The 25,036-nt window shown below is 64.9% G+C and carries 21 protein-coding genes; 13 read left to right on the top strand and 8 right to left on the bottom strand.

Annotation, left to right across the window (positions count from 1 at the left end; translation table 11 throughout):
* The first annotated feature begins 100 nt into the window (after positions 1 to 100).
* From ABIB90_RS06910 to ABIB90_RS06935, 6 genes are all read left to right on the top strand, one after another.
* Positions 101 to 826 (top strand): outer membrane protein, encoded by a 726-nt coding sequence (locus ABIB90_RS06910; RefSeq protein WP_007599475.1) that lies wholly within the window; start codon positions 101 to 103, stop codon positions 824 to 826.
* Positions 827 to 989: 163 nt separating this feature from the next.
* Entirely contained in the window at positions 990 to 3,143 is a 2,154-nt protein-coding gene (locus ABIB90_RS06915) for a methyl-accepting chemotaxis protein (protein WP_354200513.1), read from the top strand.
* 94 nt (positions 3,144 to 3,237) lie between these two features.
* Positions 3,238 to 4,299, top strand: coding sequence for an MBL fold metallo-hydrolase (locus tag ABIB90_RS06920; RefSeq protein WP_354200514.1), 1,062 nt, complete (start codon positions 3,238 to 3,240; stop codon positions 4,297 to 4,299).
* A 15-nt stretch (positions 4,300 to 4,314) separates the two neighbouring features.
* The gene (locus ABIB90_RS06925; RefSeq protein ID WP_354200515.1) at positions 4,315 to 4,932 is read left to right on the top strand and encodes a HEAT repeat domain-containing protein; all 618 of its coding nucleotides are present in this window, start codon (positions 4,315 to 4,317) and stop codon (positions 4,930 to 4,932) included.
* Positions 4,933 to 5,122: 190 nt separating this feature from the next.
* The gene (gene hemA, locus ABIB90_RS06930) at positions 5,123 to 6,352 is read left to right on the top strand and encodes a 5-aminolevulinate synthase (protein WP_354200516.1); all 1,230 of its coding nucleotides are present in this window, start codon (positions 5,123 to 5,125) and stop codon (positions 6,350 to 6,352) included.
* Positions 6,353 to 6,747: 395 nt separating this feature from the next.
* Positions 6,748 to 10,257 (top strand): PAS domain-containing hybrid sensor histidine kinase/response regulator, encoded by a 3,510-nt coding sequence (locus ABIB90_RS06935; RefSeq protein ID WP_354200517.1) that lies wholly within the window; start codon positions 6,748 to 6,750, stop codon positions 10,255 to 10,257.
* A gap of 10 nt (positions 10,258 to 10,267) precedes the next feature.
* Here ABIB90_RS06935 and ABIB90_RS06940 read toward each other — a convergent pair whose 3' ends face one another.
* From ABIB90_RS06940 to ABIB90_RS06950, 3 genes are all read right to left on the bottom strand, one after another.
* Entirely contained in the window at positions 10,268 to 10,771 is a 504-nt protein-coding gene (locus ABIB90_RS06940; RefSeq protein ID WP_219681159.1) for a cytochrome P460 family protein, read from the bottom strand.
* A 130-nt stretch (positions 10,772 to 10,901) separates the two neighbouring features.
* Positions 10,902 to 11,933, bottom strand: a complete 1,032-nt coding sequence (locus ABIB90_RS06945) for an alpha/beta fold hydrolase (protein ID WP_354200518.1) — start codon at positions 11,931 to 11,933, stop codon at positions 10,902 to 10,904.
* Positions 11,934 to 11,970: 37 nt separating this feature from the next.
* Positions 11,971 to 12,390, bottom strand: a complete 420-nt coding sequence (locus ABIB90_RS06950; protein WP_354200519.1) for an organic hydroperoxide resistance protein — start codon at positions 12,388 to 12,390, stop codon at positions 11,971 to 11,973.
* A gap of 197 nt (positions 12,391 to 12,587) precedes the next feature.
* Between ABIB90_RS06950 and ABIB90_RS06955 the strand changes: the two genes are divergently transcribed.
* Positions 12,588 to 15,428, top strand: a complete 2,841-nt coding sequence (locus ABIB90_RS06955) for an ATP-binding protein (RefSeq protein ID WP_354200520.1) — start codon at positions 12,588 to 12,590, stop codon at positions 15,426 to 15,428.
* A gap of 1,050 nt (positions 15,429 to 16,478) precedes the next feature.
* Here the strand turns inward: ABIB90_RS06955 and ABIB90_RS06960 are convergent.
* Complete coding sequence (locus tag ABIB90_RS06960; RefSeq protein WP_007599462.1) at positions 16,479 to 17,150, bottom strand: response regulator; 672 nt, start codon at positions 17,148 to 17,150, stop codon at positions 16,479 to 16,481.
* A 343-nt stretch (positions 17,151 to 17,493) separates the two neighbouring features.
* Here ABIB90_RS06960 and ABIB90_RS06965 point away from each other — a divergent pair, with 343 nt between their 5' ends.
* The gene (locus tag ABIB90_RS06965) at positions 17,494 to 19,119 is read left to right on the top strand and encodes an MFS transporter (RefSeq protein WP_198288262.1); all 1,626 of its coding nucleotides are present in this window, start codon (positions 17,494 to 17,496) and stop codon (positions 19,117 to 19,119) included.
* Positions 19,120 to 19,246: 127 nt separating this feature from the next.
* Here the strand turns inward: ABIB90_RS06965 and ABIB90_RS06970 are convergent, their stop codons facing one another.
* Both ABIB90_RS06970 and ABIB90_RS06975 read right to left on the bottom strand, forming a co-directional pair.
* Positions 19,247 to 19,726: a secondary thiamine-phosphate synthase enzyme YjbQ gene (locus tag ABIB90_RS06970; RefSeq protein ID WP_035995416.1), complete on the bottom strand. Its 480-nt coding sequence runs from the start codon at positions 19,724 to 19,726 to the stop codon at positions 19,247 to 19,249.
* 135 nt (positions 19,727 to 19,861) lie between these two features.
* The gene (locus ABIB90_RS06975; RefSeq protein ID WP_007599459.1) at positions 19,862 to 20,398 is read right to left on the bottom strand and encodes a hypothetical protein; all 537 of its coding nucleotides are present in this window, start codon (positions 20,396 to 20,398) and stop codon (positions 19,862 to 19,864) included.
* Between the two features lie 391 nt (positions 20,399 to 20,789).
* Here ABIB90_RS06975 and ABIB90_RS06980 point away from each other — a divergent pair, with 391 nt between their 5' ends.
* The 5 genes from ABIB90_RS06980 (at position 20,790) to ABIB90_RS07000 (ending at position 23,429) form a co-directional block, all read left to right on the top strand.
* On the top strand, positions 20,790 to 21,164 hold the full coding sequence (locus ABIB90_RS06980) for an AtpZ/AtpI family protein (RefSeq protein WP_007599457.1): 375 nt from the start codon (positions 20,790 to 20,792) through the stop codon (positions 21,162 to 21,164).
* A 114-nt stretch (positions 21,165 to 21,278) separates the two neighbouring features.
* Complete coding sequence (locus ABIB90_RS06985; RefSeq protein ID WP_007599455.1) at positions 21,279 to 22,028, top strand: F0F1 ATP synthase subunit A; 750 nt, start codon at positions 21,279 to 21,281, stop codon at positions 22,026 to 22,028.
* A gap of 53 nt (positions 22,029 to 22,081) precedes the next feature.
* The gene (locus ABIB90_RS06990) at positions 22,082 to 22,312 is read left to right on the top strand and encodes a F0F1 ATP synthase subunit C (RefSeq protein WP_007599451.1); all 231 of its coding nucleotides are present in this window, start codon (positions 22,082 to 22,084) and stop codon (positions 22,310 to 22,312) included.
* Between the two features lie 59 nt (positions 22,313 to 22,371).
* A complete protein-coding gene (locus ABIB90_RS06995; protein WP_354200521.1) occupies positions 22,372 to 22,938 on the top strand; it encodes a F0F1 ATP synthase subunit B family protein in 567 nt (188 codons plus the stop codon).
* 5 nt (positions 22,939 to 22,943) lie between these two features.
* Entirely contained in the window at positions 22,944 to 23,429 is a 486-nt protein-coding gene (locus ABIB90_RS07000; RefSeq protein WP_219684750.1) for a F0F1 ATP synthase subunit B family protein, read from the top strand.
* Positions 23,430 to 23,644: 215 nt separating this feature from the next.
* On the opposite strand, the gene ABIB90_RS07005 is transcribed toward ABIB90_RS07000, so the two are convergent.
* Positions 23,645 to 24,301, bottom strand: a complete 657-nt coding sequence (locus tag ABIB90_RS07005; RefSeq protein ID WP_219684773.1) for a hypothetical protein — start codon at positions 24,299 to 24,301, stop codon at positions 23,645 to 23,647.
* Positions 24,302 to 24,422: 121 nt separating this feature from the next.
* Complete coding sequence (locus tag ABIB90_RS07010) at positions 24,423 to 25,010, bottom strand: GNAT family N-acetyltransferase (protein WP_007599447.1); 588 nt, start codon at positions 25,008 to 25,010, stop codon at positions 24,423 to 24,425.
* Positions 25,011 to 25,036 lie beyond the last annotated feature (26 nt).

Raw genomic sequence — 25,036 nt, forward strand, 5'->3', positions numbered from 1 at the left:
ACGGATGTGACAGCATTTTCGTCAAAAGCGAGCTATCTGCAAAATCAACGACGGCGCGGAAAGCGCGCCTGCCGGGGACCTAAGTGTTGGAGTTTGGACGATGAAGAAGATTCTGTTTGCGACCGTTGCGCTGCTCGTGCTGGGCGCTGCTGCGCCGGCAGTCGGTGCCGATCTCGGTAACCGCAATTACTATAAGGCGCCCGCGCCCGCTTATGCCGCGCCGATCTACAACTGGACCGGCTTCTACATCGGTGGCCATGTCGGCGGCGCGTTCTCCAGCGACAACAATTTCAGCGGCCTCTCCACCGGCAATAACGGCAACGGCCGTTTCCTCGGCGGCGTGCAGGCTGGTGCGGACTGGCAGTTCAACCCGAACTTCGTCGTCGGCGTCGAAGGCCAGTATTCCTGGCTCTCCGGCAGCGTCGGCGCGGTGTTCCCGGGCGGCGTCGCCTACACCAACGACCAGCGCGGTCTCGGCTCGATCACCGGCCGCGTCGGCTACACCTGGGGTCCGGGCCTGCTCTATGTGAAGGGCGGCTACGCCTACTCCGACAACAACGAGAAGGTCACTGTCGGCGGCGTGCCGGCGGCCTTCGTCATCACGGGCGATCACCGCAACGGCTACACCGTCGGCGCCGGCCTCGAATACATGTTCGCCCCGAACTGGTCGGCCAAGGCCGAGTACCAGTACTACAATTTCGGCGACGCGCACTTCACCGGTGGTCCGCTGGCGGGCACCGGCAACTTCACCACCGACGACCACACCATCAAGGCGGGCGTCAACTACCGCTTCAACTGGGCCAACTCGGCGGTCGCGCGCTACTGAACGGTTATCAAAACCTTATCATGATGAAGGGCCGGCATCGTTGCCGGCCCTTCTTTTTTTCGCTGTGCGGAACGCGCAACCGATTGAGCAACTTGCGATTTTTTAACCTGACCCGAGGATACTCCGCGGCGAAAACGTAAAGATCACGCGTGGGGGAATTTCGATGGCGATCCGTCTGGGCCTTGGCCGTTTGCTTGGTCGTATCCGGCCCCGTTTCAAAATGCCGACATGGGGCGTGCGGGGCAGCCTGTTCACGGCCTTCGCGGTGATCGCGGGCATGGGCCTCGTGATTGCAGCCGGCGCCGGCTTCGTCTTCAACCATCTCGGCAGCACCATGATAGACCTGAGCGGCCGCGACATCCCGCGCCTGTCCGCCAGCCTTCAACTCGCATCGCAAAGCGCAACGCTCGCGGCACAAGGGCCGGGCCTCCTGGCGTCGCCGTCCGACGAGGCGCTGAACGAACGCACCAAAAAGGTGCAGGAGATCCAGCAGCTCGCCATGGCCAAGCTCGGCGAGATCATCGAGCTCGGCGCCGACAAGCAGATCGCAACCGCGTTGCGCGACACCGCCAAGAGCATCGACGAGGCGACCCAGAGCCTGGTGTCGGCCGCGCGCGAGCGGCTCGATACCGGCGCGCTGCATGACAAGCAATATGAAGCACTCCGCAAGGCGCAGCTCACCTTCGTCGGTGCGGCCGGTCCTGCCATGCTGGATGCGCAAACGCGCCTGAACGCGATCCTCGGCGCGGCGGAAGTGTCCGCCGACGATGCTACCGAAGCCGCCCGCACCGTCTCCCAGGTTGCGACCATCTCCGCCAACGGCAATCTGATGGCCGCCGACATGATGGCGGCGCTGTCGGCCAACAACAGCGACACGCTGGAGGCGATCGAGAAGGAGTTCAAGGCGACACGCGACCGCGTCAAGTCGAATCTCGAGGACCTGCCGAACATGGCCTCGACGCAAGCGGTGCGCGACACCGTGCAAAAGCTGTTCGCCTTCGGCGAGGGCAAAGCCGGCGTGTTCAAGATCCGCCAGAAGGAGCTCGACGCCATCGACTACGGCCAGACCATCCTGGACGAGACCCGCAAGCTCAATGTCGGCCTCGGCATCAGCGTGCAGCAACTCGTCGAGGGCGTGCAGAAGGAGACCAACGCATCGACCTTCCAGGCGCGGCAGGAGATCTCGCTCGCGACCACCGCGATGCTGGCACTCGGCGCTCTAACGCTGGTCGGCTCGGCGCTGTTCGTCTGGCTCTATGTCGGGCGCAACATCCTGCGCCGCATTCGCGAGCTTCAACGCGCCATGCAGTTGCTCTCGGCCGGCGACCTCGACACCGAGATCGTCCGCTCCCGGCAGAACGACGAGATCGGCGCGATGAAGGAAACGCTGACAGTGTTCCGCGACAGCATGATCGAAGCCCGGGCGCTTGCGAGCGAGCAGGACAGGGACCGCGTCGCCAAGGCCGAGCGTGCGGCGCAGATGGAGGCGAAGATTGCAGACTTCGAGGGCGCGGTCCGCTCCGCACTCGACAATCTCGCGCAGTCGGCCAATTCGATGCAATCGACCGCGCAGAGCATGTCGAACACGGCAGACCAGTCCAACGCGCTGGTGAACGCGGTTGCCTCCGCAGCCGAAGAGACCTCGGTCAACGTGCAGACCGTATCGTCAGGCACCGAGCAGCTCTCGTCCTCGATCGAGGAGATCAGCAAGCAGGTCGTGACCTCGGCCGCGATTGCCAGGAAGGCGGTCGACGAAGCCGGCGCGACCGACGCCACTGTGCAGAGCCTCGCCGATAGCGCGAGCCGCATCAGCGTCGTGGTCGACCTGATCCAGACCATCGCCTCGCAGACCAATCTGCTGGCGCTCAACGCCACCATCGAGGCGGCGCGCGCGGGCGAAGCCGGCCGCGGCTTCGCGGTGGTCGCCTCCGAGGTGAAGAGCCTCGCGAGCCAGACTGCGAAAGCGACGGAGGAGATCCGCAGCCAGATCGCCAGCATGCAGTCAGTGACGACTTCGGCGGTCGGCGCCATCCAGGGCATCGGCCGGATCATCGGCGAGATCAACGACGTCACCACGACGATCGCCGCCGCGGTCGAGGAACAGGGCGCGGCGACACGCGAGATCGCCCGCAACATCCAGCATGCGGCCGGCGGCACCAGCGAGGTCTCCAGCAACATCGTCGGCGTCTCCACGGCTTCGGCGGAAGCCGGTGCAGCGGCGAACGAAGTGCTCGGCGCCTCCGACGCGCTCCGCCGCGAGGCCGACATGCTGCGCGGAGAGATCGACGCGTTTCTCAACAACATGCGGGCGGCGTAGGCGCCGTTCCGTAACCCGGAATGACCGCTATGCGGGCCCCGCCAGCGCCCTTTTTCGGCTGGCGCGGCGGGGGCGGCGGGTTTAAGCCGGTAGCATGAACGCAAAGACCGACACCGTGCAGTCCTCCGCCGACGCCCTGCGCTATCCTTGGGAACAGCATCCCGGCCCCGAACAGGTCGTCGAGGTGAAGCCCGGCGTGTTGTGGGCGCGGCTGAAGCTGCCGTTCCGCCTCAACCATGTGAACATCTACCTGCTCGCCGACGGCGACGGCTATGCCATGATCGATGCCGGCTTCGGCAACGAGGAGACGATCGAAGCCTGGACGAAGCTGTTCGACGGACCGCTGAAGGGCGTCAACATCACGCGCCTGATCGTGACCCATTCCCATCCCGATCATGTCGGTCTGGCCGGGTGGATCGTCGAGCGGTTCAACTGCCCGCTGGTGATGTCGCAGGTCGAATATCTGCAATCGGTCTATCACCAGAACCGCGGCACCGAGGAGCGGCAGGAGGCGCAACGGCTGTTCTTCCGCCGCCACGGCATGGACGAGTCGCTCACCGAAAAGCTGCTCGGCCGCGGCCAGGATTATCTCAAGCGCGTCTCGGTGTTGCCGCCGTCCTACCGCCGCATCTCGCATGGCGAGGACGTCGTGATCGGCACGCGCCGCTTCAAGGTGATCACCGGCGGCGGTCACGCGCTCGACCAAGTGATGCTGTATTGCGCCGACGACAAGCTGTTCCTCTCGGCCGACCAGGTCCTGAGCAAGATCTCGCCGAACGTCAGCGTGTGGGCGGTCGAACCCGACCAGAACTCGCTCGGCGAATATCTGGCCTCGCTCGCCAGCCTCACCACGACTCTCCCCTATGACGTGCTGGTGCTGCCCGGCCACGGCGTGCCGTTCTACGGGCTGAAGACCCGCATCAAGCAGCTCGCCGATCACCACGAGGAGCGCTGCCGCCTGATCGCGGAAGCCTGCCGCGAGGTGCCGCAGACCTCGCGCGCATTGGTGCCCGTGGTGTTCAACAAGCACGTGCTGGACGAACACCAGATGGGTTTCGCCGCCGGCGAACTGGTCGCCCACGTCAACTACATGATCGTGGAAGGCCGGCTGACGGCCGAGACGAAGGACGGCGTGCTTCAGTTCAGGACGACCTGAGTTGCAGGGCCGCCGATGACCCATGAGGCCATCCGCAATCTGCTAGCACGGGACGACGACGAAGCCCTGGGCGAGCTTCGGACACTGTCAACGGCGAGCGACGCCTTTGTGCGGCGAACCGCAATCGAAGTCATCGGACAACACAAGCGGGGGCATGAACTCCGCACAATTATTGCCGCTGCGTTTTCCGACACGTCAGATTACGTCAGGCGCACCGCCTGCGGCATCGTCGAGCAATGGAAGCTTGCCGAAGCTCATGATCTCGTGCTGCCCCTTCTGAGGGCGCCCGAAGCATCGACGCGGGAGTGCGCGCTTCGCGCCCTTGCGGAAATCTGGCATGAGGCGGATTTCCATTCGACCTTTGATCTCTACAGGCGCGATCCGGAAATCGGAGTTCGGAAGGAAGCCGCGCGGACCTTACGGCGAGGCGCCGCCGCGGGCAATTGGCGGCTGCTGTTCGATGCTTTTTCCAGGGATGAGCTTCCGCGGCATCGATTGTGGGCCTGCGAGATCGCCGAGACTTTCGGCGATCCGGACGTCCTACCCGCGCTGACCCTGCTGCTGAACGATGACGACGGACATGTGCGCAAGTCCGCCGCGCACGCCCATCAGGCGATCGGGGCGCGCAATTAGCCTGGGCACAATGGTGCAGAGCAACATTGCATCTCGCGCGAACTTGATCCGGATCAAGTTTCAAATCGCACGATAGGGCATTTTGCCCAAATGCCCCGCAGGTCCAAATGTGGGATAGCGCATAGACATTGGAGCTGGAAAAGCTCTAAGGATATGCGGGTCTTTGGTCGGTTCCGCTGCAGGTTTGACGATGGATTACGCCCAGTTCTTCAATTCCGCCCTTGATCGTCTCCACACCGAGCGGCGCTACCGCGTGTTCGCCGATCTCGAGCGCATCGCCGGCCGGTTCCCGCATGCGCTCTGGCACTCGCCCAAGGGCAAGCGCGACGTCGTGATCTGGTGCTCCAACGATTATCTCGGCATGGGCCAGCACCCGAAAGTGGTGGGCGCGATGGTCGAGACCGCAACTCGCGTCGGCACCGGCGCCGGCGGCACCCGCAACATCGCCGGCACGCATCATCCGCTGGTGCAGCTCGAGGCCGAGCTCGCCGATCTCCACGGCAAGGAAGCCTCGCTGCTCTTCACGTCCGGCTACGTCTCGAACCAGACCGGCATCGCGACCATCGCAAAGCTCATTCCGAACTGCCTGATCCTGTCCGACGAGCTCAACCACAATTCGATGATCGAAGGCATCCGCCAGTCCGGCTGCGAGCGGGTCGTGTTCCGCCACAACGACCTCGCCGATCTCGAAGCGCTGTTGCAGGCTGCAGGCCCGAGCCGGCCCAAGCTGATCGCCTGCGAGAGCCTTTACTCGATGGACGGCGACATCGCCCCGCTCGCCAAGATCTGCGACCTCGCCGAGAAGTACGGCGCGATGACCTATGTCGATGAGGTCCACGCCGTCGGCATGTACGGTTCGCGCGGCGGCGGCATCGCCGAGCGCGACGGCGTGATGCATCGCATCGACATTCTCGAAGGCACGCTCGCCAAGGCGTTCGGCTGCCTCGGCGGCTACATCGCCGCCAACGGCCAGATCATCGACGCCGTGCGTTCCTATGCGCCGGGCTTCATCTTCACCACCGCGCTGCCGCCGGCGATCTGCTCGGCCGCGACCGCCGCGATCAAGCACCTGAAGACCTCAAGCTGGGAGCGCGAGCGTCACCAGGACCGCGCCGCCCGGGTCAAGGCGATCCTCAACGCCGCCGGCCTGCCGGTGATGTCGAGCGACACCCACATCGTCCCGCTGTTCATCGGCGATGCCGAGAAGTGCAAGCAGGCTTCCGACCTCCTGCTCGAACAGCACGGCATCTACATCCAGCCGATCAACTATCCGACGGTCGCCAAGGGCTCCGAGCGCCTGCGCATCACGCCCTCGCCCTATCACGACGATGGCCTGATCGATCAGCTCGCCGAAGCCCTGCTGCAGGTGTGGGACCGCCTGGATCTGCCGCTGCGCGAGAAGTCGCTGGCGGCGGAGTAGGCTTCTTCGCCTTCTCTTCGATCTAAGTTTCACCGTCCCCGGAGCTACCCCCCTCCCCACCCTCCCCCACAAGGGGGGAGGGAGCGAGAGAGTTGCGGCTCCTTACATCGGGTAGCCGCACAGCGTAACGGTCGGTCTCGAATTCTTGCGACGCGGACGCTCTCTCCGTTCCCTCCCCCCTTGTGGGGGAGGGTCAGGGAGGGGGGTACCGCGCGGGGACTCTCTCGGTGAGCCCGAGGCAGCGCAGCTTTGGGGCAGCGCACCGCTTAACGACAACCCCGGTTCCCGCGCCCGCGCGGCATTTCGCTGTCGCCTCCACCCGCCCAACGCGCTAGATTTACAGGGAAAATGAGATCGGGCGCGGCCAGCGCGCCCCCGGGAGAAGCACGCTCGCCATGCTGCACGATTGGGGCGTGATCGCCGCCGCCTTCGGCTATATCGGCTTTCTGTTCCTGGTGGCGAGCCATGGCGACCGCCGCTCGCGGGCCGGGCGGGGCCGCGCCTCGGGGCTGATCTATCCGCTGTCGCTGGCGATCTACTGCACCTCCTGGACCTTCTTCGGCTCGGTCGGCTTCGCCACCCGCACCTCCACCGACTTCCTCGCGATCTATGTCGGCCCGGTCCTGATGATCGGGCTCGGCGCCGGTGTCCTCCGCCGTGTGATCCAGCTCGCGAAGGCCCACAACATCACCTCGATCGCCGACTTCATCGGCGCGCGCTATGGCAAGAGCCAGGCAGTGGCGGCAACTGTCGCACTGATCGCGATCATCGGCTCGGTGCCCTACATCGCGCTGCAGCTCAAGGCGGTGGCCTCCTCGCTCGAAACCATCCTGAGCGAAGACCAGGCCTTCTCCCACATCCCGATCGTCGGCGACGTGGCGCTGATGGTGACGCTGGCGATGGCGGCCTTCGCGGTGCTGTTCGGCACGCGGCAGACGGACGCCACCGAGCACCAGCACGGCCTGATGCTGGCGGTCGCAACCGAATCCATCATCAAGCTGGTCGCCTTCCTCGCCGCGGGCATCTTCGTCACGTTCTGGATGTTCTCGCCGCACGAACTGATCGAGCGCGCGATGAAGACACCGGAGGCGGTGCGCGTCATCAACTATTCGCCGTCGATCGGCAACTTCCTGACCATGACGCTGCTGTCGCTCTGCGCGATCATGCTACTGCCGCGCCAGTTCCACGTCAGCGTCGTCGAGAATTCCTCGGATGCCGAGGTCGGCCGCGCGCGTTGGCTGTTTCCGCTCTATCTTATCGCCATCAATCTGTTCGTGATCCCGATCGCGTTCGCCGGTCTCGTCAGCTTCCCGTTCGGCGCGGCCGATCCTGATATGTACGTGCTGGCGCTGCCGATGGAGGGCGGCGCGGATCTGCTCAGCGTCGCCGTCTTCGTCGGTGGCCTGTCGGCGGCGACCGCGATGGTGATCGTCGAATGCGTCGCGCTCTCCATCATGGTTTCGAACGACCTCGTGGTGCCCCTGGTGCTGCAACGACGACCCGAGGGGCGCACCGGCGGCGCCGATTTCAGCGACTTCCTGTTGCGTTCGCGCCGGCTCGCGATCTTCGCCATCATGGTGATGGCCTATTTCTACTACCGCGCGCTCGGCAACACTCAGCTCGCGGCGATCGGCCTGCTGTCTTTTGCCGCCATCGCCCAGCTTGCACCAAGCTTCTTCGGCGGACTGCTGTGGCGGCGCGCGACCGCGCGCGGCGCGATCGGCGGCATGCTGGTCGGCTTCGCGGTGTGGCTCTACACGCTGTTCATCCCGAGCTTCATGGATACTTCGACGGCGGGGATCCTGCTGCTCCAGCACGGCCCGTTCGGGATCGAGGCGCTGCGGCCGCAGGCGCTGTTCGGCGCCGATTTGCCGCCGCTGATGCATGGCGTCGTCTGGTCGCTGTCGCTCAACATCCTCACGTATGTGCTGCTGTCGCTGGCGCGCCGGCCGTCTTCGATCGAGCTGGTCCAGGCCGATCTGTTCGTCCCCAACACGCTCGCGCCGATTTCCCCGAATTTCCGGCGCTGGCGCACCACCGTCACGGTGCAGGACATCCAGACCACGGTGGCGCAATATCTCGGGCCTGACCGCGCGCGGCATTCGTTCGAGGCATTCTCCGCGCGGCGCAATGTGCGGCTGGAGTCCGGGGCGCCTGCCGATTTCGAGCTGCTGCAGCACGCCGAGCACCTGATCGCCTCCTCGATCGGCGCAGCCTCCTCGCGTCTGGTGATGTCGCTGCTGTTGCGCAAACGGACGGTGTCGGCGAAGGCTGCGCTCAAGTTGCTCGACGATTCCCATGCGGCGCTGCATTTCAACCGCGAGATCCTCCAGACCGCGCTCAACCATGTGCGCCAGGGCATCGCGGTGTTCGATGCCGATCTGCAACTGATCTGCTCCAACCGGCAGTTCGGCGATCTCCTCAATGTTCCCCCGCATTTCATCCAGTTCGGCACGCCCTTGCGTGAAATCCTGGAATTCATGGGCGTGAGCGAGCCGACCGATCCGATCGAGCGCGAGGCCATGCTGGAGCGCCGGCTGCTGGCTTACACCACCGACGGCGAGCCTTATCTCGAGCGCCTGCCCGACCGCCACATGGTGATCGAGATCTTGACCAACCGCATGCCCGGCGGCGGCTTCGTCATTACCTTCACCGACGTCACGCCCACGTTCGAGGCGGCCGAAGCGCTCGAGCGCGCCAATGCGACGCTGGAAAAGCGGGTGCGCGACCGCACCGAGGAGCTGACCCGGCTGAATTCCGAGCTGGCGCTGGCCAAGAGCGCGGCCGAAGACGCCAGCATCTCCAAGACGCGCTTTCTCGCCGCCGCCAGCCACGACATTCTCCAGCCGCTGAACGCGGCGCGGCTCTATGTCACGAGTCTGGTCGAGCGTCAGCACAGCGGCGAGGAGACGCGACTGGTCGAGAACATCGACGAATCGCTCCAGGCGATCGAGGAGATCCTCGGCGCGCTGCTCGACATCTCCAGGCTCGACGCCGGCGCGATGACGACCTCGATCTCGAGCTTCAAGATGGCCGACCTGATGCGCTCGCTGGAGATCGAGTTCGCGCCGATCGCGCGCGCCAAGAATCTGGCGCTCGTCTTCGTGCCGTGCTCGCTGCCGGTGGAGTCGGATCGTCTCCTGCTGCGGCGGCTGCTGCAGAACCTGATCTCCAACGCCATCAAATATACCCCGCGCGGGCGCGTGCTGGTCGGCTGCCGCCGCCGCGGCGCCACGCTGAAGATCTGCGTCTACGACACCGGCGTCGGCATCCCGGCGGTCAAGCGCGGCGAGATCTTCAAGGAATTCCACCGCCTCGAGCAGGGCGCGCGAATTGCCCGCGGCCTCGGCCTGGGCCTGTCGATCGTCGAGCGGTTGGCACGCGTGCTCAAGCACGACATCGCCATCGATTCCAATGTCGGCGGCGGCTCGGTATTTTCCGTGACGGTGCCGACGGCAAAGGCGATCACCCACACCGCGGCCGTGACCAGTGCGACGCCGCTCGCACGCACCTCGATCTCGGGGACCCTGATCGTCTGCATCGAGAACGACGCCGCGATCCTCGACGGCATGCGCACGCTGCTGAAGGCCTGGGACGCCGAAGTGATCGCGGTCGCCGATCCCGAGGGCGCGATCGCCGCGATCGAAACTGCCGGCCGCCGCGTGACCGGCCTGCTGGTCGATTACCACCTCGACCGCGGCAACGGCATCGCGGCGATCCGCGACATCCGCCGCCGCTTCGGTGACGGCATCCCCGCGATCCTGATCACCGCCGACCGCAGCCCCGCCGTGCAAATGGCTGCGCGCGACGAAAAGGTCGCGGTGCTCAACAAGCCGGTCAAGCCGGCTTCGCTGCGCGCCCTGCTCGGCCAGTGGCGCACGCAGCAGATGGTGGCGGCGGAGTGAACTTCCGCACTCAAGGTGCAAGCCTCGTAAACACGTAGTCGCGGCTCTTCACACGAGCTTCGTGGCAGGCGAAGCAGGTGCGATGCTGGGCCTCGTCGACCGGCTTGCCGTTGACGAAGCGACCAAATCCCCAGCCGCCGGTCGAGGCATATTTTCTGGAATCCTTCACCATCACCTGGACGGTGGTGGCCTCACCGGGAATCGTCGCGGACGCAAATTCGGGCGATTGCTTCCGCTTCCAGGCCCGCTTGACCAGAATTGTGCCGTCCGGGAACGGAAGCTTGTTGTCTTGATAAGCATCGATCGCGGTCCTGTTGCCGACGACGGCACGCAGCTCGTCCAGGGGAGCCGCCTCCTCGGCCGGCGCGATCAGCTCCCACTGCTTGTAGCCTTCCGGGACAGTGACGCCGAAGATCGGCGAGGCATCGGCCTGCCCGTGCGCGAACGCGATCGTGACCAGATACGGCACGCAGGTCAGGACAACGACGAGGAGGAGCACGGCCAACACGATCATCGCCGTAGAGGATGGAATTCTTGACTTTCCGGATTTCATTTTCGCTGACGCTTCATTGAACTGCGATCGCATGTCAGGCCTCGGCCCGGCCTTTCCGGCCCCTTGCCGGACCGAGGTGCGGCCAAAATCATCAAGCACCGCCGTCGGCATCGATGACGGCCTTGGCAAACGCTTGTGGCGCTTCCTGCGGCAGATTGTGGCCGACGCCGCCGGTGATCAGGCGAAATTCGTAGCGGCCCGAGAACTTCTTGGCATAGGCGCTTGGATCGGGATGCGGCGCGCCGTTGGCGTCGCCTTCCATCGTGATGGTTGGGACGCCGATCACCGGAGCTGCCGCAAGTTTCTTTTCGAGCGCCTCGTATTTCGCTTCGCCCTGGGCGAGCCCGAGCCGCCAGCGGTAATTGTGGATCGTGATCGCGACGTGATCCTTGTTGTCCAGCGCCGCCGCGCTGCGGTCGAAAGTGGCGTCGTCGAACTTCCACTGCGGCGAGGCCAGCTTCCAGATCAGTTTTGCGAAATCATGCGTGTACTTCTCGTATCCGGCGCGGCCGCGCTCGGTCGCGAAATAGAACTGGTACCACCATTGCAGCTCGGCCGACGGCGGCAGCGGCGCGTTGCCCGCGGCCTGGCTGGAGATCAGATAGCCGCTGACCGACACCAGCGCGCGGCAGCGCTCCGGCCACAGCGCGGCGATGATGTCGGCGGTGCGCGCGCCCCAATCGAAGCCGGCGACCACCGCTTTCTTGATGTCGAGCTTGTCCATCAGCGCGATGATATCGGCGGCCATTGCTGCCGGCTCGCCGTTGCGCGGCGTCTCGGCGGAGAGGAAGTGCGTCGTGCCGTAACCACGGAGATAGGGAATGATGACGCGATAGCCGGCCTTTGCCAGGATCGGCGCGACGTCGACGAAGGCGTGAATGTCGTAGGGCCAGCCGTGCAGCAGGATCGCGACGGGACCGTCCGCAGGACCGGCCTCCGCGTAGCCGACGTTGAGGACGCCGGCATCAATCTGCTTGATCGCGCCGAACGACGCGTTCGTCGCGGAAGAGCGCGGCGCTTTCGATTCGGCGTGGGCGAGGCCGATCACGCCGAGGCCGGTGGCGACGGTTCCAGCGGCGATGCCGAAAAACTGGCGGCGGTGCTGATCGATGATCTGTTTCATGATGGTGCTACCTTGTTGATGGTTGGAGGTGGTGCCGTCAGATCAGCGCGACCGTGACGTCGATGTTGCCGCGGACGGCCTTGGAATAGGGACAGGTCTGATGCGCCTCATCGACGATCCCGCGCGCGATCTCGCGATCGAGGCCGGGCAGGCTGACATCGAGGCGTGCCCTGAGGGAATAAGCGCCCTCGTCGAGCACCAGGTCGATCTCCGCATCGATCGCGCATTTCCTGGGGAGCTCGATCTTCCGCTTGCGGGCCGCGATCTCCATCGCGCCCTCGAAGCAGGCCGACCAGGCGGCCGCGAACAATTGCTCGGGATTGGTACCGATGCCGGTGCCGCCCGGCGGCGACAGCTTGACATCCAGGCGGCCGTCGGAACTGCGCGATATCCCGTCCTGTCGCCCGCCGCTGGTGTGGGTCCGGGACGTGTAAAGCAACTTTGCCGCCTGGGTCATGAAGGTCTCCTTGCCGTCGCACAACTGAATAGCAGCGGCTGCCGCGACACACCCGTTGGGACTTGTGAGAAGTTGTGAGGTCTCGGTTCGCGCTCCTCAAAGGGCCTGCATTCGCGGTCTGATCGCGGCGGCGGACGGCCTTGCCGGATTGCGATCATCTGGCTATCCGATCCGCTCGAAGGGATCAGGATTCCGCCATGACCGAGCCGGCCGGCACCGCAACGGGAACCCTCTCGTTTGGGCCATTCACCGTGACGCCAAATGAAAGACTTGTGACGCGCGACGGCGTCGCGCTGCCGCTCGGCGCAAAGGCCTTCGACACGCTGCTCGCACTGATGTCGCGGCCGAACCAGGTCGTCAGCAAGTATGATCTGATGGCGCTGGTGTGGCCCGGCATGACGGTCGAGGACGCCAATCTCCGCTTTCACGTCGCGGCGCTTCGTAAGGCCCTTGGCGAGGGCAAGGACGGTGCCCGCTACATCACCACACTCTCCGGCCGCGGCTATTGCTTCGTGGCGCCAATCTCGCAGGTGAATATCCCGGCAGAGCGGCGCACCGCCGCGCAAACGGAATTGCCGCCCGTCAAACTGCCGAACCGGCTGCAACGGATGGTGGGGCGCGACGATGCGGTCGCCGCCGTCTCCGACAGGCTCGTCGCCTCGCGCTTCGTCACGATCGCCGGCCCGGGCGGTGTCGGCAAGACCGCCGTTGCGGTTGCGATTGCTCACGATCTGCTCGCGACATTTTCCGACGCCGCACATTTCGTCGATCTTGCCGCGCTGAGCGATCCCGATCTCGTGATCACCTCGATCCTGCTGATGCTGGGCTTGCCGGCGCAAACCGAGGATCCTCTGCCTGCGCTGCTCGCCCATCTCAGGGACAAGCGGATGCTGCTGATCCTCGACAATTGCGAGCACGTCATCGCCACGGCGGCGCCGCTGGCCGCCGACATCTTCCACGCCGCACCGCATGTCCATATCCTGGCGACGAGCCGCGAAGCCCTGCGGGTCGAGGGCGAGCAGGTCTATCGCTTGGCGCCGCTCGCCGTTCCGCCCGACAATCCTGGGCTGACGGCGGCCGCGGCGCAGACTTATCCCGCGCTTCAACTCTTCCTCGAACGTGCCACGGCCGGCGGCGCGCAGATCGCGCTCGACGATGTCAATGCCGCGATCGTCGCCGGGATCTGCCGCAAGCTCGACGGCATGGCGCTGGCGATCGAACTCGCCGCCGGCCGCGTCGAAGCCTACGGCCTGGAGCAGACCGCAGCACTGCTCGACGAGCGCCTCAATCTGCTCTGGCAGGGCCAGCGCACGGCGCCGCCGCGACAGAAGACGTTGCAGGCGACGCTGGCATGGAGCTACGGGCTCTTGTCCGACATCGAACGCCTCGTGCTTCGCAGGCTCGCGGTTTTCGCCGGTCACTTCACCATCGACGCCGCACTCGAGATCGTGCCGGACGAACGTGTCGACCGCTCCCGCCTGTTCGACGCCATCGACGGCCTGGTGGCCAAGTCGATGGTCGCGGCGCGGCCGGTCGGCGCCATGATGCGTTACCGTCTGCTCGACACGACGCGCGCCTATCTGCTCGAGATCGAGCCTGATGACGCGGCGCTCGCCGCCCGGCACGCGACCTATTACCGGCAATGGCTGGAGCAGGCCGGCACGACGTGGGCCACGGTGCCGAGCGCCGACGAGCGCGCGATCCACTTTTCCGCGCTTCACAACGTGCGCGCGGCGCTGGACTGGTGTTTTGGCACGGACGGCGATGCCAGCATCGGCGTTGCACTCGCCGCTGCAGCCGCTCCCATCTTTCTGGCCATGTCCCTGCTGGTCGAGTGCCGGCGCTGGTCTGAACGGGCGCTGCTTGCGATCGATCCGTCCTCGCGCGGCTGCGCCGAGGAAATGCATATCCAGGGCGCGCTCGGACTGACCTTGATGTTCACGCGCGGCGGCAGCGAAGCGGCGCGCGCCGCCTTGAGCCGGAGCCTTGCGATCGCCGAGGCGCGCGGCGACGCGCCGAACCAGCTCCAACTGCTCGGGCGCATGCATATTTTCCACGAGCGGATGGGACAGTTCGACGCCGCGCTCGGCTATGCGCAGCAAAGCCTTACGGTCGCCGGGACACTCGCCGATGCCGCCTCCCTCGCCCTCGCCCATTCGCTCCTCGGTGTCTCCTTGCATCTTGCCGGCGAGCACCGCGACGCGCTGACGATGCTGGAGGCCGCCTGGCATGGGCCGGGCACGGAACGGATCAGCACCGTCTATGGCTTCGATCACCGCAACCGGGCCGGCATCTCGCTCGCGCGCGAGTTCTGGTTGCAGGGCCGCCCCGCGGATGCGCTGCAACTGGCCCGACAGACGGTCGTCGAGGCCGCGCAGATGGACCATCCGATCACGCTCTGCATTGCGTTGATCTGGGCGGTCTCGATCGATCTCTGGAGCGGAGACCTCGAGGCCGCGGAAGAGAACATCGACCGCTTCATCGCCCATGCCGAATCGCGCTCCATGGGCCCCTATCTTGCGGTCGGCCGCGGCGTCAAAGGCGAACTGGCGATCCGGCGCGGCCATGCCGCCGAAGGCGTCGAGACGATCGGGACGTGTCTGCGTGAGCTCCACGATGCCGGCTACGAGCTGCTCACCACGACGTTCAACATCGCGCTTGTTCAGGGCTTGATGGCGCTTGGGCAGATCGAGCGGAGTGCGGGCCTGATCGACGATGCGATCCGCCTCGTCGAGCAAAGCGGCGATCATCTGTACATGCCCGAGCTGCTGCGCATGAAGGGAAGGGTTCTCTTGGCGAGGCCCCAGCCCGACGCTGATCAGGCAGAAGCCCACTTCGTCCAATCACTGGAATTGAGTCGTCGCAAAGGCGCCAAAGCCTGGGAGCTGCGGGCCGCGATCGATCTCGCGGGGCTCCTTGCCGAACGCGGCCGGCGCGAGGAAGCGAAGCGATGGCTTCAATTGGCGTATGAAGGCTTCGCCCAGGGCTCAGAGACAGCCGATATCCGGGCCGCCGACAAGTTGTTGCAAACATTGTGACGCGGACTCGGTGCAGCTCGTGTCCTGGGCGCGCTGCAACGCTCTTGCGTTGCTGCGCAGAACCGGGACCCAGCAGTGACATGATACAGTGCGGCGAGATGGGCCCCGGCTCTGCAGCGCATCGTCGAAGGGACGCTGCGCTGCGTCCGGGGCACGAGAGCGGAGTAGCAGTCCAGAATCCCTCTGCGGAAAGACAGTGGATTGCTTCGCTGCGCTCGCAATGACGGAGCAAGGGGCAGCATCGTCATCCTCCAATGCAGATTCAACTTGCAGACACACCTTCGCGTCCTCGCGGCGTGTTTCGCCCGAGCTTTGCTTCGTCACTCCACCCTCTTGTCCAAGAGGGCGCAGGGAAGGCCGGGTGCTGACCTCGCACCCGCGGTCCGCTGCGCGAAAATGTAGCGCAATGAAACCGCACAGCAGCATACAGGTGGTGCCAATCACTCGGCCTTCCCTGCGCGATGGTTGGACGGCTTATGCCGTGCTCTCCCGGGAGCCGAGTTCTCTTTGGCCTCCCTCGCCTTCGTGAAATTCACCGGCACCGCGCCGGTTGACGCGGATGCCGCATTCGCCAGGGCTTGACCGTAGCAACGACGGCCAGGACCACACGGTTTTGCCGTACGCACGGTTCGCCATTTCGCCGCAGTTTTTCCAGCCCTGTCGACAGAGCCGGAAACTTACAGACGAGACGAAGCCTAGCAGCGCCGCTCGTCGGAACGAAGCCTTGGGCTCACGGAGAGCAATCCGCCCTGCCCTTGGCCACTCGCACCCGAACGCTGCCGCGTCCACCGCAAGCCCGGCTCGCGAACGTGACGACCACAAGATCGCCCCTCAAGGATGAGCCGGGATGAGCGACACATACGCTAAAACCGAATTTCGGTAAAGTGGAATATTTTTGCGGCCAACGATTGACAGAGGAGCGACACAGGCGCGGTCCCGTAGCCCGGATGAGCGAAGCGATATCCGGGGTTCGCTAGCTAGCCGCACTAGCGGTCCCGGATGTCGCTTCGCTCATCCGGGCTACAGGCTGCGAGAGGCCCTCTTCCAGGCTCACCCCGTCGGGGTACCCTGCTTCCACTGGCCGCCGGCAATTTTCGCGGCAGCGATCACGGCTTGGGTCCGGCTTTCGACGCCGAGCTTTTGCAGGATCGCCGAGACATGCGCCTTGATGGTGGCCTCGGAGACGCCGAGCTCATAAGCGATCTGCTTGTTGAGCAACCCCTCCGACAGCATCATCAGAACCCGGACCTGCTGCGGCGTCAGCGTCACCAGCCGGTCGCGCAGGCGCGTCATGTCGGGATCGGCGACCGCCGACAGATCGGTGTCGGCGGGAACCCAGACGTCGCCCTCCATCACCTTGAGGATGGCGTCGCGCAAGGTCTCGACGCCGAATCGCTTCGGAATGAAACCGGAGGCGCCGAAATCGAGCGAGCGGCGGATGGTGGCGCTGTCGTCGGACGCCGAGACGATCACCACCGGAATGGCCGGATATTGTGCGCGCAGATAGATCAGGCCGGAAAAGCCGGAGATCCCGGGCATCGAGAGGTCGAGCAGGATCAGGTCGACGTCGGAGGTCTGTTCCAAAAGTTTGGTCAGATCCTCGAACGATCCAGCCTCGTCGATCCTGGCCGAGCTCAGGACGCCCGCCACTGCCTGCCGCAGCGCGGCGCGGAACAATGGATGGTCATCGGCAATGACGAGATGGGTCGAGGGAGCGTTCATCGTTCTCTTGCTGGCAATCGCACCGGGCCAGTAGGCCGGCGCAGGGCCTTGGTCAATTGTTTCCCGACCAGCCGTGGCATGCAAGTGGACATTATCCCTTTGCGGCAACGGGGTTAATCCACAAGCCGGCACTATGTTGCCGGATGGAACGGCCGCGGCGTCAGGCGAGCGTCAGTGCGAAAGGCCGAAAGTCGTATTGGGGCGGGTTTCACGCCAATGTTACCTTGGGGGCAAGGCTTGGGTTGATCCGGCATGACCGGACATCCAGGGCGCGAGGAAACGATTTTTCGGGGAGCGACTCAACATGTCGACATTGGCTGTGTCTCAAGCAGGCGCGGGAGGGATGACGAAGGACGAACGGTTCGTCATTCTCGCCTCCTCGCTCGGTACCGTCTTCGAGTGGTACGATTTCTATCTCTACGGTTCGCTGGCTAGCATCATCGGTGCGCAGTTCTTCTCGGCCTATCCGCCGGCAACCCGCGACATCTTCGCGCTGCTGGCCTTCGCGGCGGGCTTCCTGGTGCGCCCGTTCGGCGCAATCGTGTTCGGCCGTGTCGGCGACATCGTCGGCCGCAAATACACCTTCCTCGTCACCATCCTGATCATGGGTCTGTCGACCTTCATCGTCGGCCTGCTGCCCAATGCGGCGACCATCGGCATCGCGGCCCCGATCATCCTGATCGCGCTGCGTCTCGCCCAGGGCCTGGCGCTCGGCGGTGAGTATGGCGGTGCGGCGACCTACGTCGCGGAGCATGCTCCGAACGGCAAGCGCGGCTACTACACCTCCTTCATCCAGACCACGGCGACGCTCGGCCTGTTCCTGTCGCTGCTGGTGATCCTGTTCACGCGCTCCGCGCTCGGCGAACCCGACTTCGCGGCATGGGGCTGGCGCATTCCGTTCCTCGTCTCCGTGCTGCTGCTCGGCGTCTCGGTCTGGATCCGGCTCCGCCTCAACGAATCCCCTATCTTCCAGAAGATGAAGGACGAGGGGAAGAGCTCGAAGGCCCCGCTGACGGAAGCCTTCGGCAACTGGCAGAACGGCAAGCTCGTGCTGCTGGCGCTGCTTGGCGGCGTGATGGGCCAGGGCGTGGTCTGGTACACCGGCCAGTTCTACGCGCTGTTCTTCCTGCAATCGATCCTCAAGGTCGACGGCTACACCGCCAACCTGCTGATCGCCTGGTCGCTCCTGCTCGGGACCGGCTTCTTCATCGTGTTCGGCATGCTCTCCGACAGGATCGGCCGCAAGCCGATCATCCTCGGCGGCTGTCTGATCGCGGCGCTGACCTTCTTCCCGATCTTCAAGATGATCACCACCAACGCCAACCCGGCGCTGGAAAAGGCGATCGAGTCGGTCAAGGTCGACGTCGTGGCGGATCCCGCAGGTTGCGGCGACCTGTTCAACCCGGTCGGCACCCGCGTCTTCACCTCGCCTTGCGACACCGCGCGTGCCTACCTGTCGCAATCATCGGTCAAGTACTCGACCACGCCAGGTCCGGCCGGCTCCGGCGTGAAGGTGATGGTCAACGGCAAGGAAGTTGCCTACGCCAACGCCAAGGACGGCAATCCGGCAGTCCTCGCCGCCGTGCAGGCAGCCGGATATCCGAAGGCCGGCGATGCGGGCATCGTGAAGATGGCGCATCCGTTCGACATCTTCCGTCCGCAGGTGGCGGCGGTTGTCGGACTGCTGTTCGTCCTGGTGATCTTCGTCACCATGGTGTACGGCCCGATCGCCGCGATGCTGGTCGAACTGTTCCCGACCCGCATCCGCTACACCTCGATGTCGCTGCCCTACCATATCGGCAACGGCTGGTTCGGCGGCCTGCTGCCGGCGACCGCCTTCGCCATCGTGGCCTCGACGGGCGATATCTATGCGGGCCTCTGGTATCCGGTCATCTTCGCGTCGATTACCGTCGTGATCGGCTTGTTCTTCCTGCCGGAGACCAAGGACGTCGACATCAAGTCGACCTGATCGACGCAGATCGAGATCAACACCAACCGGCCGCGGTCTCCGCGGCCGGTTTTGTTTTGAACTCCGGATTCTTTGTTTTGACGCGTTTTCTTGACGCGAACCGGCAGCCACTTCGCTCGAAAACGCGCTACTGATTGCTGCCGAGGAATTGCAGCACCACCTCGCGCCGATGCGGGCGGGCGCGATGCTCGATCAGATAGATCGCCTGCCAGGTGCCAAGCGCCAGCCTGCCGTTCAGCACCGGCACCTGGAGCGACGTCCCCGTCAGCATGGTTTTGATATGCGCCGGCATGTCGTCCGGCCCTTCGGTGTCGTGAGTCCAGCCCGCATCTTCATCGTCGGGCGCGAGCCGCGCCAGCACCGTAGTGAGGTCGACCAGCACCGACGGGTCGGCATTCTCCTGGATTGTCAGAGACGCCGAGGTGTGACGGATGAACAGCGTGAGCACGCCGTCCCGCGCATGAACGTCGGCGATGAACCGCGCCGCCTCGGCGGTGAGGTCGCTGAAGCCGCACCCCGGCGTCTGCACGGTCAGCAGCGAAGATGCGATGGTGGTGGCCGGCCCTGACGACGGCGCCGAGCGCGAGATGGATTTGGCTGATGTCATCATCATCACTCTCAATTCGGAAAGCTGCCGTAGGGTGGGCAAAGCGAAGCGTGCCCACCGACTCACTCAACGGAGACGCAAATGGTGGGCACGGCGCTTCGCGCCTTTGCCCACCCTACGGCATCTCACCACGCGCTAAATCTTCCCCGACACGTCCTTCTGCACGCGGTTGGCCATGTCGATCAGGCGACGCCAGGCTTTTTCCAGGAACGACATCACGCGATCGACGTCCTGGTCGCTCGGCAGCGGGATCTCGATCCTGCGCTCGCCCTCGGCGGCCCTTGGTTCTCGTGCTTGCGGCTCCGCCTTCTTGAGCGGATCGGTTTTCGGCAGCGCCTCGTCGATCTTGCCTGACACGGTCGGCCCCGCCGCAAGCCGTTCCTTCAGCATCTCGACTTCGGCCTGGAGCCTGCCGATCTCGGCGTCGAGCGCGGTACGTTCATCGGGTACGGCGTAGCAGGCCCAGCCGGCGCCGCTCCGGGTGCAGGTCGACACGGTGCCGGTGCGGCTGTCGAGCCGCAGCACGCCCTCGGGGATGGGGGTCATGCTGTAGCGGCCGTTTTCGCTGTCGGGCGCGGATTGCGCGGCAAGGCAGCCGACGCTGATGGCCATCGCCGCGGCGAACGCCGCCGCCGCAAGCCATGATGCTGGGGATGAATTCGCTGGTCTCATCGCGTTCTCCGCCACGACGCGCCGGTCGCACGTCCAAAGATGGCGCTCATAAAGGTGGCACGTCTCGCAAATGCTACACCCCGGCGAGGCGATCCGCCGCCCAAAACGCGCCTTTGACATGAACGATCGCGAGGCCCCCTTTGATCCCGGCAGCCGGGCGAAATGGCGACTGCGTTCGCCGATCCAGCGGAGACCTGCTGCGGTGCGGCGTCACGCTGTGTGCAGCGCTGCCGGCCGCGCCGATATTTCCAAAGAAATCATATACATAACGGGAATGGACACAATCGTGACTTGGCTTGACTTGATTATGGGCCATCAGTATGGTCCGCGCGGCTTTTGAGGGTGGCGGGCGCAATTTCCATTCAGCCGCGGCGTTTCGGGTCTTCGTTGCATGACACAGGGCACGGGACACGGCGAGAATGGAGATCGCGATAGATCGCCCGAGGAAGCTGCGCTTTCCGATCGGCTCGGAAATCTTGATCAGCGGTTGTCCGAATTTCGCGGCCGCCACGTCAAGACCGAGCAACCCGCAGGTGACGGTGAAGACAGAGCGGCCAGAGCCTCGGCGATGGCGCTTGGTTTCCGGTTATCCTCCGAGTTGGTCGCCGGGGTCGTTGTCGGAGCGGGGATTGGCTGGGGTTTCGACCGCTTGCTGTCGACGTCGCCTTTCGGATTCATCGTGTTCCTGCTGCTGGGCTTCGTCGCCGGCGTGGTGAATGTGGTGAGAACGGCAGGCGCGGGTCAAAACAGGCGCGGTGGTTCTTAAGCGATCCACTCCAGGAGAGGAATGATCGTGCCGGCTTGAGCCGGTACGGGCCGGGCCCGACCGGCAGACCGAGACCCGCCGGCATCGCCCGGCAGACCAAGAGATGCCGCGCTGATGAAAATCGATCCGATCCACCAGTTCAACATCGAGCCTCTCTTCACCCTGGGCCATATCGGCAACCACACGATCGCCTTCACCAATTCGTCGCTCTACATGCTGGTGGCGGTCGCGATCATCTCGATCCTGATGCTCGCCAGCGGCACGCAGCTGGTTCCCGGGCGCCTGCAGTCGGTCGCCGAGATCTCCTACGAGTTCGTGGCCTCGACCATCCGCTCGACGGCCGGCTCGGAAGGCATGAAGTTCTTCCCGCTGATCTTTTCGCTGTTCATGTTCATCTGCGTTTCGAACCTGGTCGGCATCATTCCCTACACCTTCACGATCTCGAGCCATCTGATCGTCACCGCGGCCCTCGCGCTGCTGGTCTTCTTCACGGTGCTGATCTACGGCATTGCCAAAAACGGCCTGAAATTCTTCTCGATCTTCGTGCCCCACGGCGTCCCCGGCTACATCCTGCCGCTGGTGATGTTCATCGAGATCCTGTCGTTCTTCCTGCGGCCGGTCTCCCACAGCGTCCGTCTGTTTGCCAACATGCTGGCCGGCCACATCGCGCTGAAGGTGTTCGCGGGCTTCGTCGCCATGCTCGGCTTCTCGCTCGGCGCCCTCGGCTGGGTCGGCGGCGTGCTGCCGCTGGCGCTCACGGTCGCGCTTTACGCTCTCGAGATTCTGGTCGCATTCCTGCAAGCCTATGTGTTTGCGATCCTGACCTGCATCTACCTCAACGACGCCATTCATCCGGGACACTGAGCGGTCCGGGGAATTTCCACCCAAAACCCAATCTTTCTTCCAAGGAGTCTAAAATGGATCCGGCAGCAGCAAAACTTATCGGCGCGGGCATCGCATGCATCGGCATGGGCGGCGCGGGCGTCGGCGTCGGCGTGATCTTCGGCAACTACCTCGCCGCAGCCGTTCGCAACCCCTCGGCCGCTCAGGGCCAGTTCGGCAATCTGATCTTCGGCTTCGCCGTGACCGAAGCGCTCGGCATTTTCTCGCTGCTGATCGCGCTGCTGCTGCTGTTCGTTCCGCTCTGAGGACGATTTTCGCGCCGCTTCAGCCGAAGCGACGCGCATGACAGCAACAGGAGTACTCCATGGCTGAAAGTCATGGCGGCGCAAAAGGTCCGGCGGCGGGCGCTCACACCGAGGCTGACGGTGGTCACCACGGTGGCGGTTTTCCGCCGTTCGAGAGCAGCACCTATGCTTCGCAGCTGGTGTCGCTCGCGATCTTCTTCGTCGCGCTTTACGTGATCGTGTCCAAGCTCGCTCTGCCGCGCGTCGGCGGTGCGATCGAGGCGCGTCAGAACAAGATCGAGGGCGACCTCGCCGAAGCGCAGAAGCTGAAGGACCAGTCCGAAGCGGCGCTGAAGGCCTATGATAGCGAGCTTGCTTCGGCACGCTTGCGCGCGCAGGCCATCGGCAACGAATCCCGCGACAAGGCGAATGCGCAGGCGGACGCCGAGCGCAAGGCGCTGGAAGAGCAATTGGCGGCCAAGCTCGCCGAGGCGGAGAAGACCATCGCCTCGACCCGTGCGACCGCCATGAGCAACGTCCGCGACATCGCGGCCGATGCGGCAGGCACCATCGTGCAGCAGCTCACCGGCGTGGTTCCGGACGCGGCATTGGTCAATGCCGCCGTTGATGCGTCCTTGAAGGGTTAATCGATATGTTCTTCGATCCTGAAACCTGGGTCGCCATCGCCTTCGTGATCCTGATGGTCGGGTTCGGCTATCTCGGTGTCTTCAAGAAAGCCATGACTGCGCTCGACCATCGCGCCGATCGCATCAAGGCCGAGCTCGACGACGCGACGCGCCTCAAGCAGGAAGCCGCCAAGGTACTCGCCGACTACAAGGCGCGCACCGCCTCGGCCGAACGCGAGGCCGCCGACATCATCGCCAACGCGAAGAGCGAAGCCGAGCGCATCGCCACCGAGGCCAGGGCCAAGGTGGAAGATTTCGTCGCTCGCCGTACCAAGACCGCGGAGGGCAAGATCGCGCTCGCCGAGGCCCAGGCGGTGGCCGATGTCCGCGCCGCAGCCGCCGAAGCCGCCGTCCAGGCCGCCTCCACCATCCTGTCGCAGTCGGTCAGGGGCCAGGTCGCCGACGATCTGCTCGCCAAGGGCATCACCGAGGTCAGGCAGAAGCTGAACTGAGGGGCTTCGCCTTCACCCATCAAAAAGCCGGTGCGATGAGCGCCGGCTTTTTTGTTGGTATGGCTTCTTCCCGTGTCCCGGACGCGGCGCAGCGTGTAACGCTGCTCCGCAGAGCCGGGACCCATGCCTCACACGATAACGCTGACCGCAACATGGGCCCCGGCTCTGCGTCGCACCGCTGCGCGCCTGCGCCGCGTCCGGGGCACGAGACCGCCCTACTTCTTCTTCACCCGCGCCTTCGGCTCGGGCGACAGCGCCTGCGGATCGAAGCCGACATAGAAGATATAGCTATCGGCGTCCTTGGCCGAAGGCATCGGATAGACCAGATCCTCGGCCACGAAGGTGAACGGCACGCTGCCGCCCTCCGACATTCCGACCGTGGTCCGGTAGGCCTTGGAAGCGATCACCTTCTCGCCGACGCCGCCCTGCACCACGGCGACGCGCAGCGGCACCTCGACGGTCGCAGGCGCGCCGGCGGGACCGGCAATGACGCGGCCCTGGATGCCGATCCGGGCCGTGATATCGCCGCCATTGCGGGCGCATTCGCGCGCCATCTTGGTGATGGTGGCCTGAAAGCGGATCTCGTTGCCGACGGCCGGCTTGCCGGTGGCACCGACCGCATAGGTGGAGGCTCCGGCACGCACCGTGACCTGCGGGCAGTCAAGATCGTCATCGGCCGCCGGCTGGCCTGGCGCAGGTGCCGGCTTGGGTTGAGCCGGCTCGTCCGACTTGCCGCCGAACAGGCCCTTGAATCGATCGGTCAGCGACTGCGCCGCAACCGGCGAGACGGAGACGAGTGCAACCGACAACGCCAGCGCGACCGCCGCCCCCCGCCGCAACGCATTCCGCGATGACCGAAGCTCCTGCACCATCAACACCCACACTCCATGACAACATCACGGCCGATCACCGGCCGGGTTGCGCCGTTATATCGTCAAAACCGGCGAACCCAAGGCAGGCACACAGGAGACTTTGGTCACATCAACGAACGGCTCAGCCGCGGAAATCCTCGTGCAGCAGGCCGAACAACAAATGGTCCTGCCAGACCCCGTTGATACAGAGATAGCGGCGCGCCAGCCCCTCGCGCGAGAAACCGCACTTCTCCAGCACCCGGATCGAGGGCGCATTGGTCGGGATGCAGGCCGCCTCGACCCGGTGCAGATTGAGCTCGCCGAACAGCGTCGGCAGCAGCACACGCAGCGCGGCCGTCATGTAGCCGCGCTGAGCGTGGGGCTTCCCGACCCAATAGCCGATGGTGCCGGCCTGGACGATGCCGCGGCGGACATTGGCGAGCGTGATGCCGCCGACCATGGCGCCGTCGAGCTCCCGGAAGATCAGAAAGGGATAGGACCGGTCCGCGGCGATGTCCTCGGAATAGCGGCGCAGGCGACGGCGGAAACCGGAGCGCGTGAGATCGTCCGACGGCCAGATCGGCTCCCAGGGCGTCAGGTAATCGCGGCTGGACTCGCGCAGATGGGCCCACTGCAGGAAGTCCGACATCTGCGGCGCGCGTAGCAACAGGCCGTTGCCGCGCGGCGCGAGAGCGGCGGGTCCACTGGATGGCAGGCGAAAGAGGGCCATGGTGATGCTTCCCCGGGGCGGATCAA

It is taken from the genome of Bradyrhizobium sp. JR4.1 (assembly GCF_040548605.1).
Lineage (GTDB): Bacteria > Pseudomonadota > Alphaproteobacteria > Rhizobiales > Xanthobacteraceae > Bradyrhizobium > Bradyrhizobium canariense.

What these genes read in the sequence shown, in the direction of transcription:
- ABIB90_RS06910 (WP_007599475.1), top strand. Translation starts at nt 101, where the DNA reads ATGAAGAAGATTCTGTTTGCGACCGTTGCGCTGCTCGTGCTGGGCGCT.
- ABIB90_RS06915 (WP_354200513.1), top strand. Translation starts at nt 990, where the DNA reads ATGGCGATCCGTCTGGGCCTTGGCCGTTTGCTTGGTCGTATCCGGCCC.
- ABIB90_RS06920 (WP_354200514.1), top strand. Translation starts at nt 3,238, where the DNA reads ATGAACGCAAAGACCGACACCGTGCAGTCCTCCGCCGACGCCCTGCGC.
- ABIB90_RS06925 (WP_354200515.1), top strand. Translation starts at nt 4,315, where the DNA reads ATGACCCATGAGGCCATCCGCAATCTGCTAGCACGGGACGACGACGAA.
- hemA (WP_354200516.1), top strand. Translation starts at nt 5,123, where the DNA reads ATGGATTACGCCCAGTTCTTCAATTCCGCCCTTGATCGTCTCCACACC.
- ABIB90_RS06935 (WP_354200517.1), top strand. Translation starts at nt 6,748, where the DNA reads ATGCTGCACGATTGGGGCGTGATCGCCGCCGCCTTCGGCTATATCGGC.
- ABIB90_RS06940 (WP_219681159.1), bottom strand. Translation starts at nt 10,771, where the DNA reads ATGATCGTGTTGGCCGTGCTCCTCCTCGTCGTTGTCCTGACCTGCGTG.
- ABIB90_RS06945 (WP_354200518.1), bottom strand. Translation starts at nt 11,933, where the DNA reads ATGAAACAGATCATCGATCAGCACCGCCGCCAGTTTTTCGGCATCGCC.
- ABIB90_RS06950 (WP_354200519.1), bottom strand. Translation starts at nt 12,390, where the DNA reads ATGACCCAGGCGGCAAAGTTGCTTTACACGTCCCGGACCCACACCAGC.
- ABIB90_RS06955 (WP_354200520.1), top strand. Translation starts at nt 12,588, where the DNA reads ATGACCGAGCCGGCCGGCACCGCAACGGGAACCCTCTCGTTTGGGCCA.
- ABIB90_RS06960 (WP_007599462.1), bottom strand. Translation starts at nt 17,150, where the DNA reads ATGAACGCTCCCTCGACCCATCTCGTCATTGCCGATGACCATCCATTG.
- ABIB90_RS06965 (WP_198288262.1), top strand. Translation starts at nt 17,494, where the DNA reads ATGACGAAGGACGAACGGTTCGTCATTCTCGCCTCCTCGCTCGGTACC.
- ABIB90_RS06970 (WP_035995416.1), bottom strand. Translation starts at nt 19,726, where the DNA reads ATGACATCAGCCAAATCCATCTCGCGCTCGGCGCCGTCGTCAGGGCCG.
- ABIB90_RS06975 (WP_007599459.1), bottom strand. Translation starts at nt 20,398, where the DNA reads ATGAGACCAGCGAATTCATCCCCAGCATCATGGCTTGCGGCGGCGGCG.
- ABIB90_RS06980 (WP_007599457.1), top strand. Translation starts at nt 20,790, where the DNA reads ATGACACAGGGCACGGGACACGGCGAGAATGGAGATCGCGATAGATCG.
- ABIB90_RS06985 (WP_007599455.1), top strand. Translation starts at nt 21,279, where the DNA reads ATGAAAATCGATCCGATCCACCAGTTCAACATCGAGCCTCTCTTCACC.
- ABIB90_RS06990 (WP_007599451.1), top strand. Translation starts at nt 22,082, where the DNA reads ATGGATCCGGCAGCAGCAAAACTTATCGGCGCGGGCATCGCATGCATC.
- ABIB90_RS06995 (WP_354200521.1), top strand. Translation starts at nt 22,372, where the DNA reads ATGGCTGAAAGTCATGGCGGCGCAAAAGGTCCGGCGGCGGGCGCTCAC.
- ABIB90_RS07000 (WP_219684750.1), top strand. Translation starts at nt 22,944, where the DNA reads ATGTTCTTCGATCCTGAAACCTGGGTCGCCATCGCCTTCGTGATCCTG.
- ABIB90_RS07005 (WP_219684773.1), bottom strand. Translation starts at nt 24,301, where the DNA reads ATGGTGCAGGAGCTTCGGTCATCGCGGAATGCGTTGCGGCGGGGGGCG.
- ABIB90_RS07010 (WP_007599447.1), bottom strand. Translation starts at nt 25,010, where the DNA reads ATGGCCCTCTTTCGCCTGCCATCCAGTGGACCCGCCGCTCTCGCGCCG.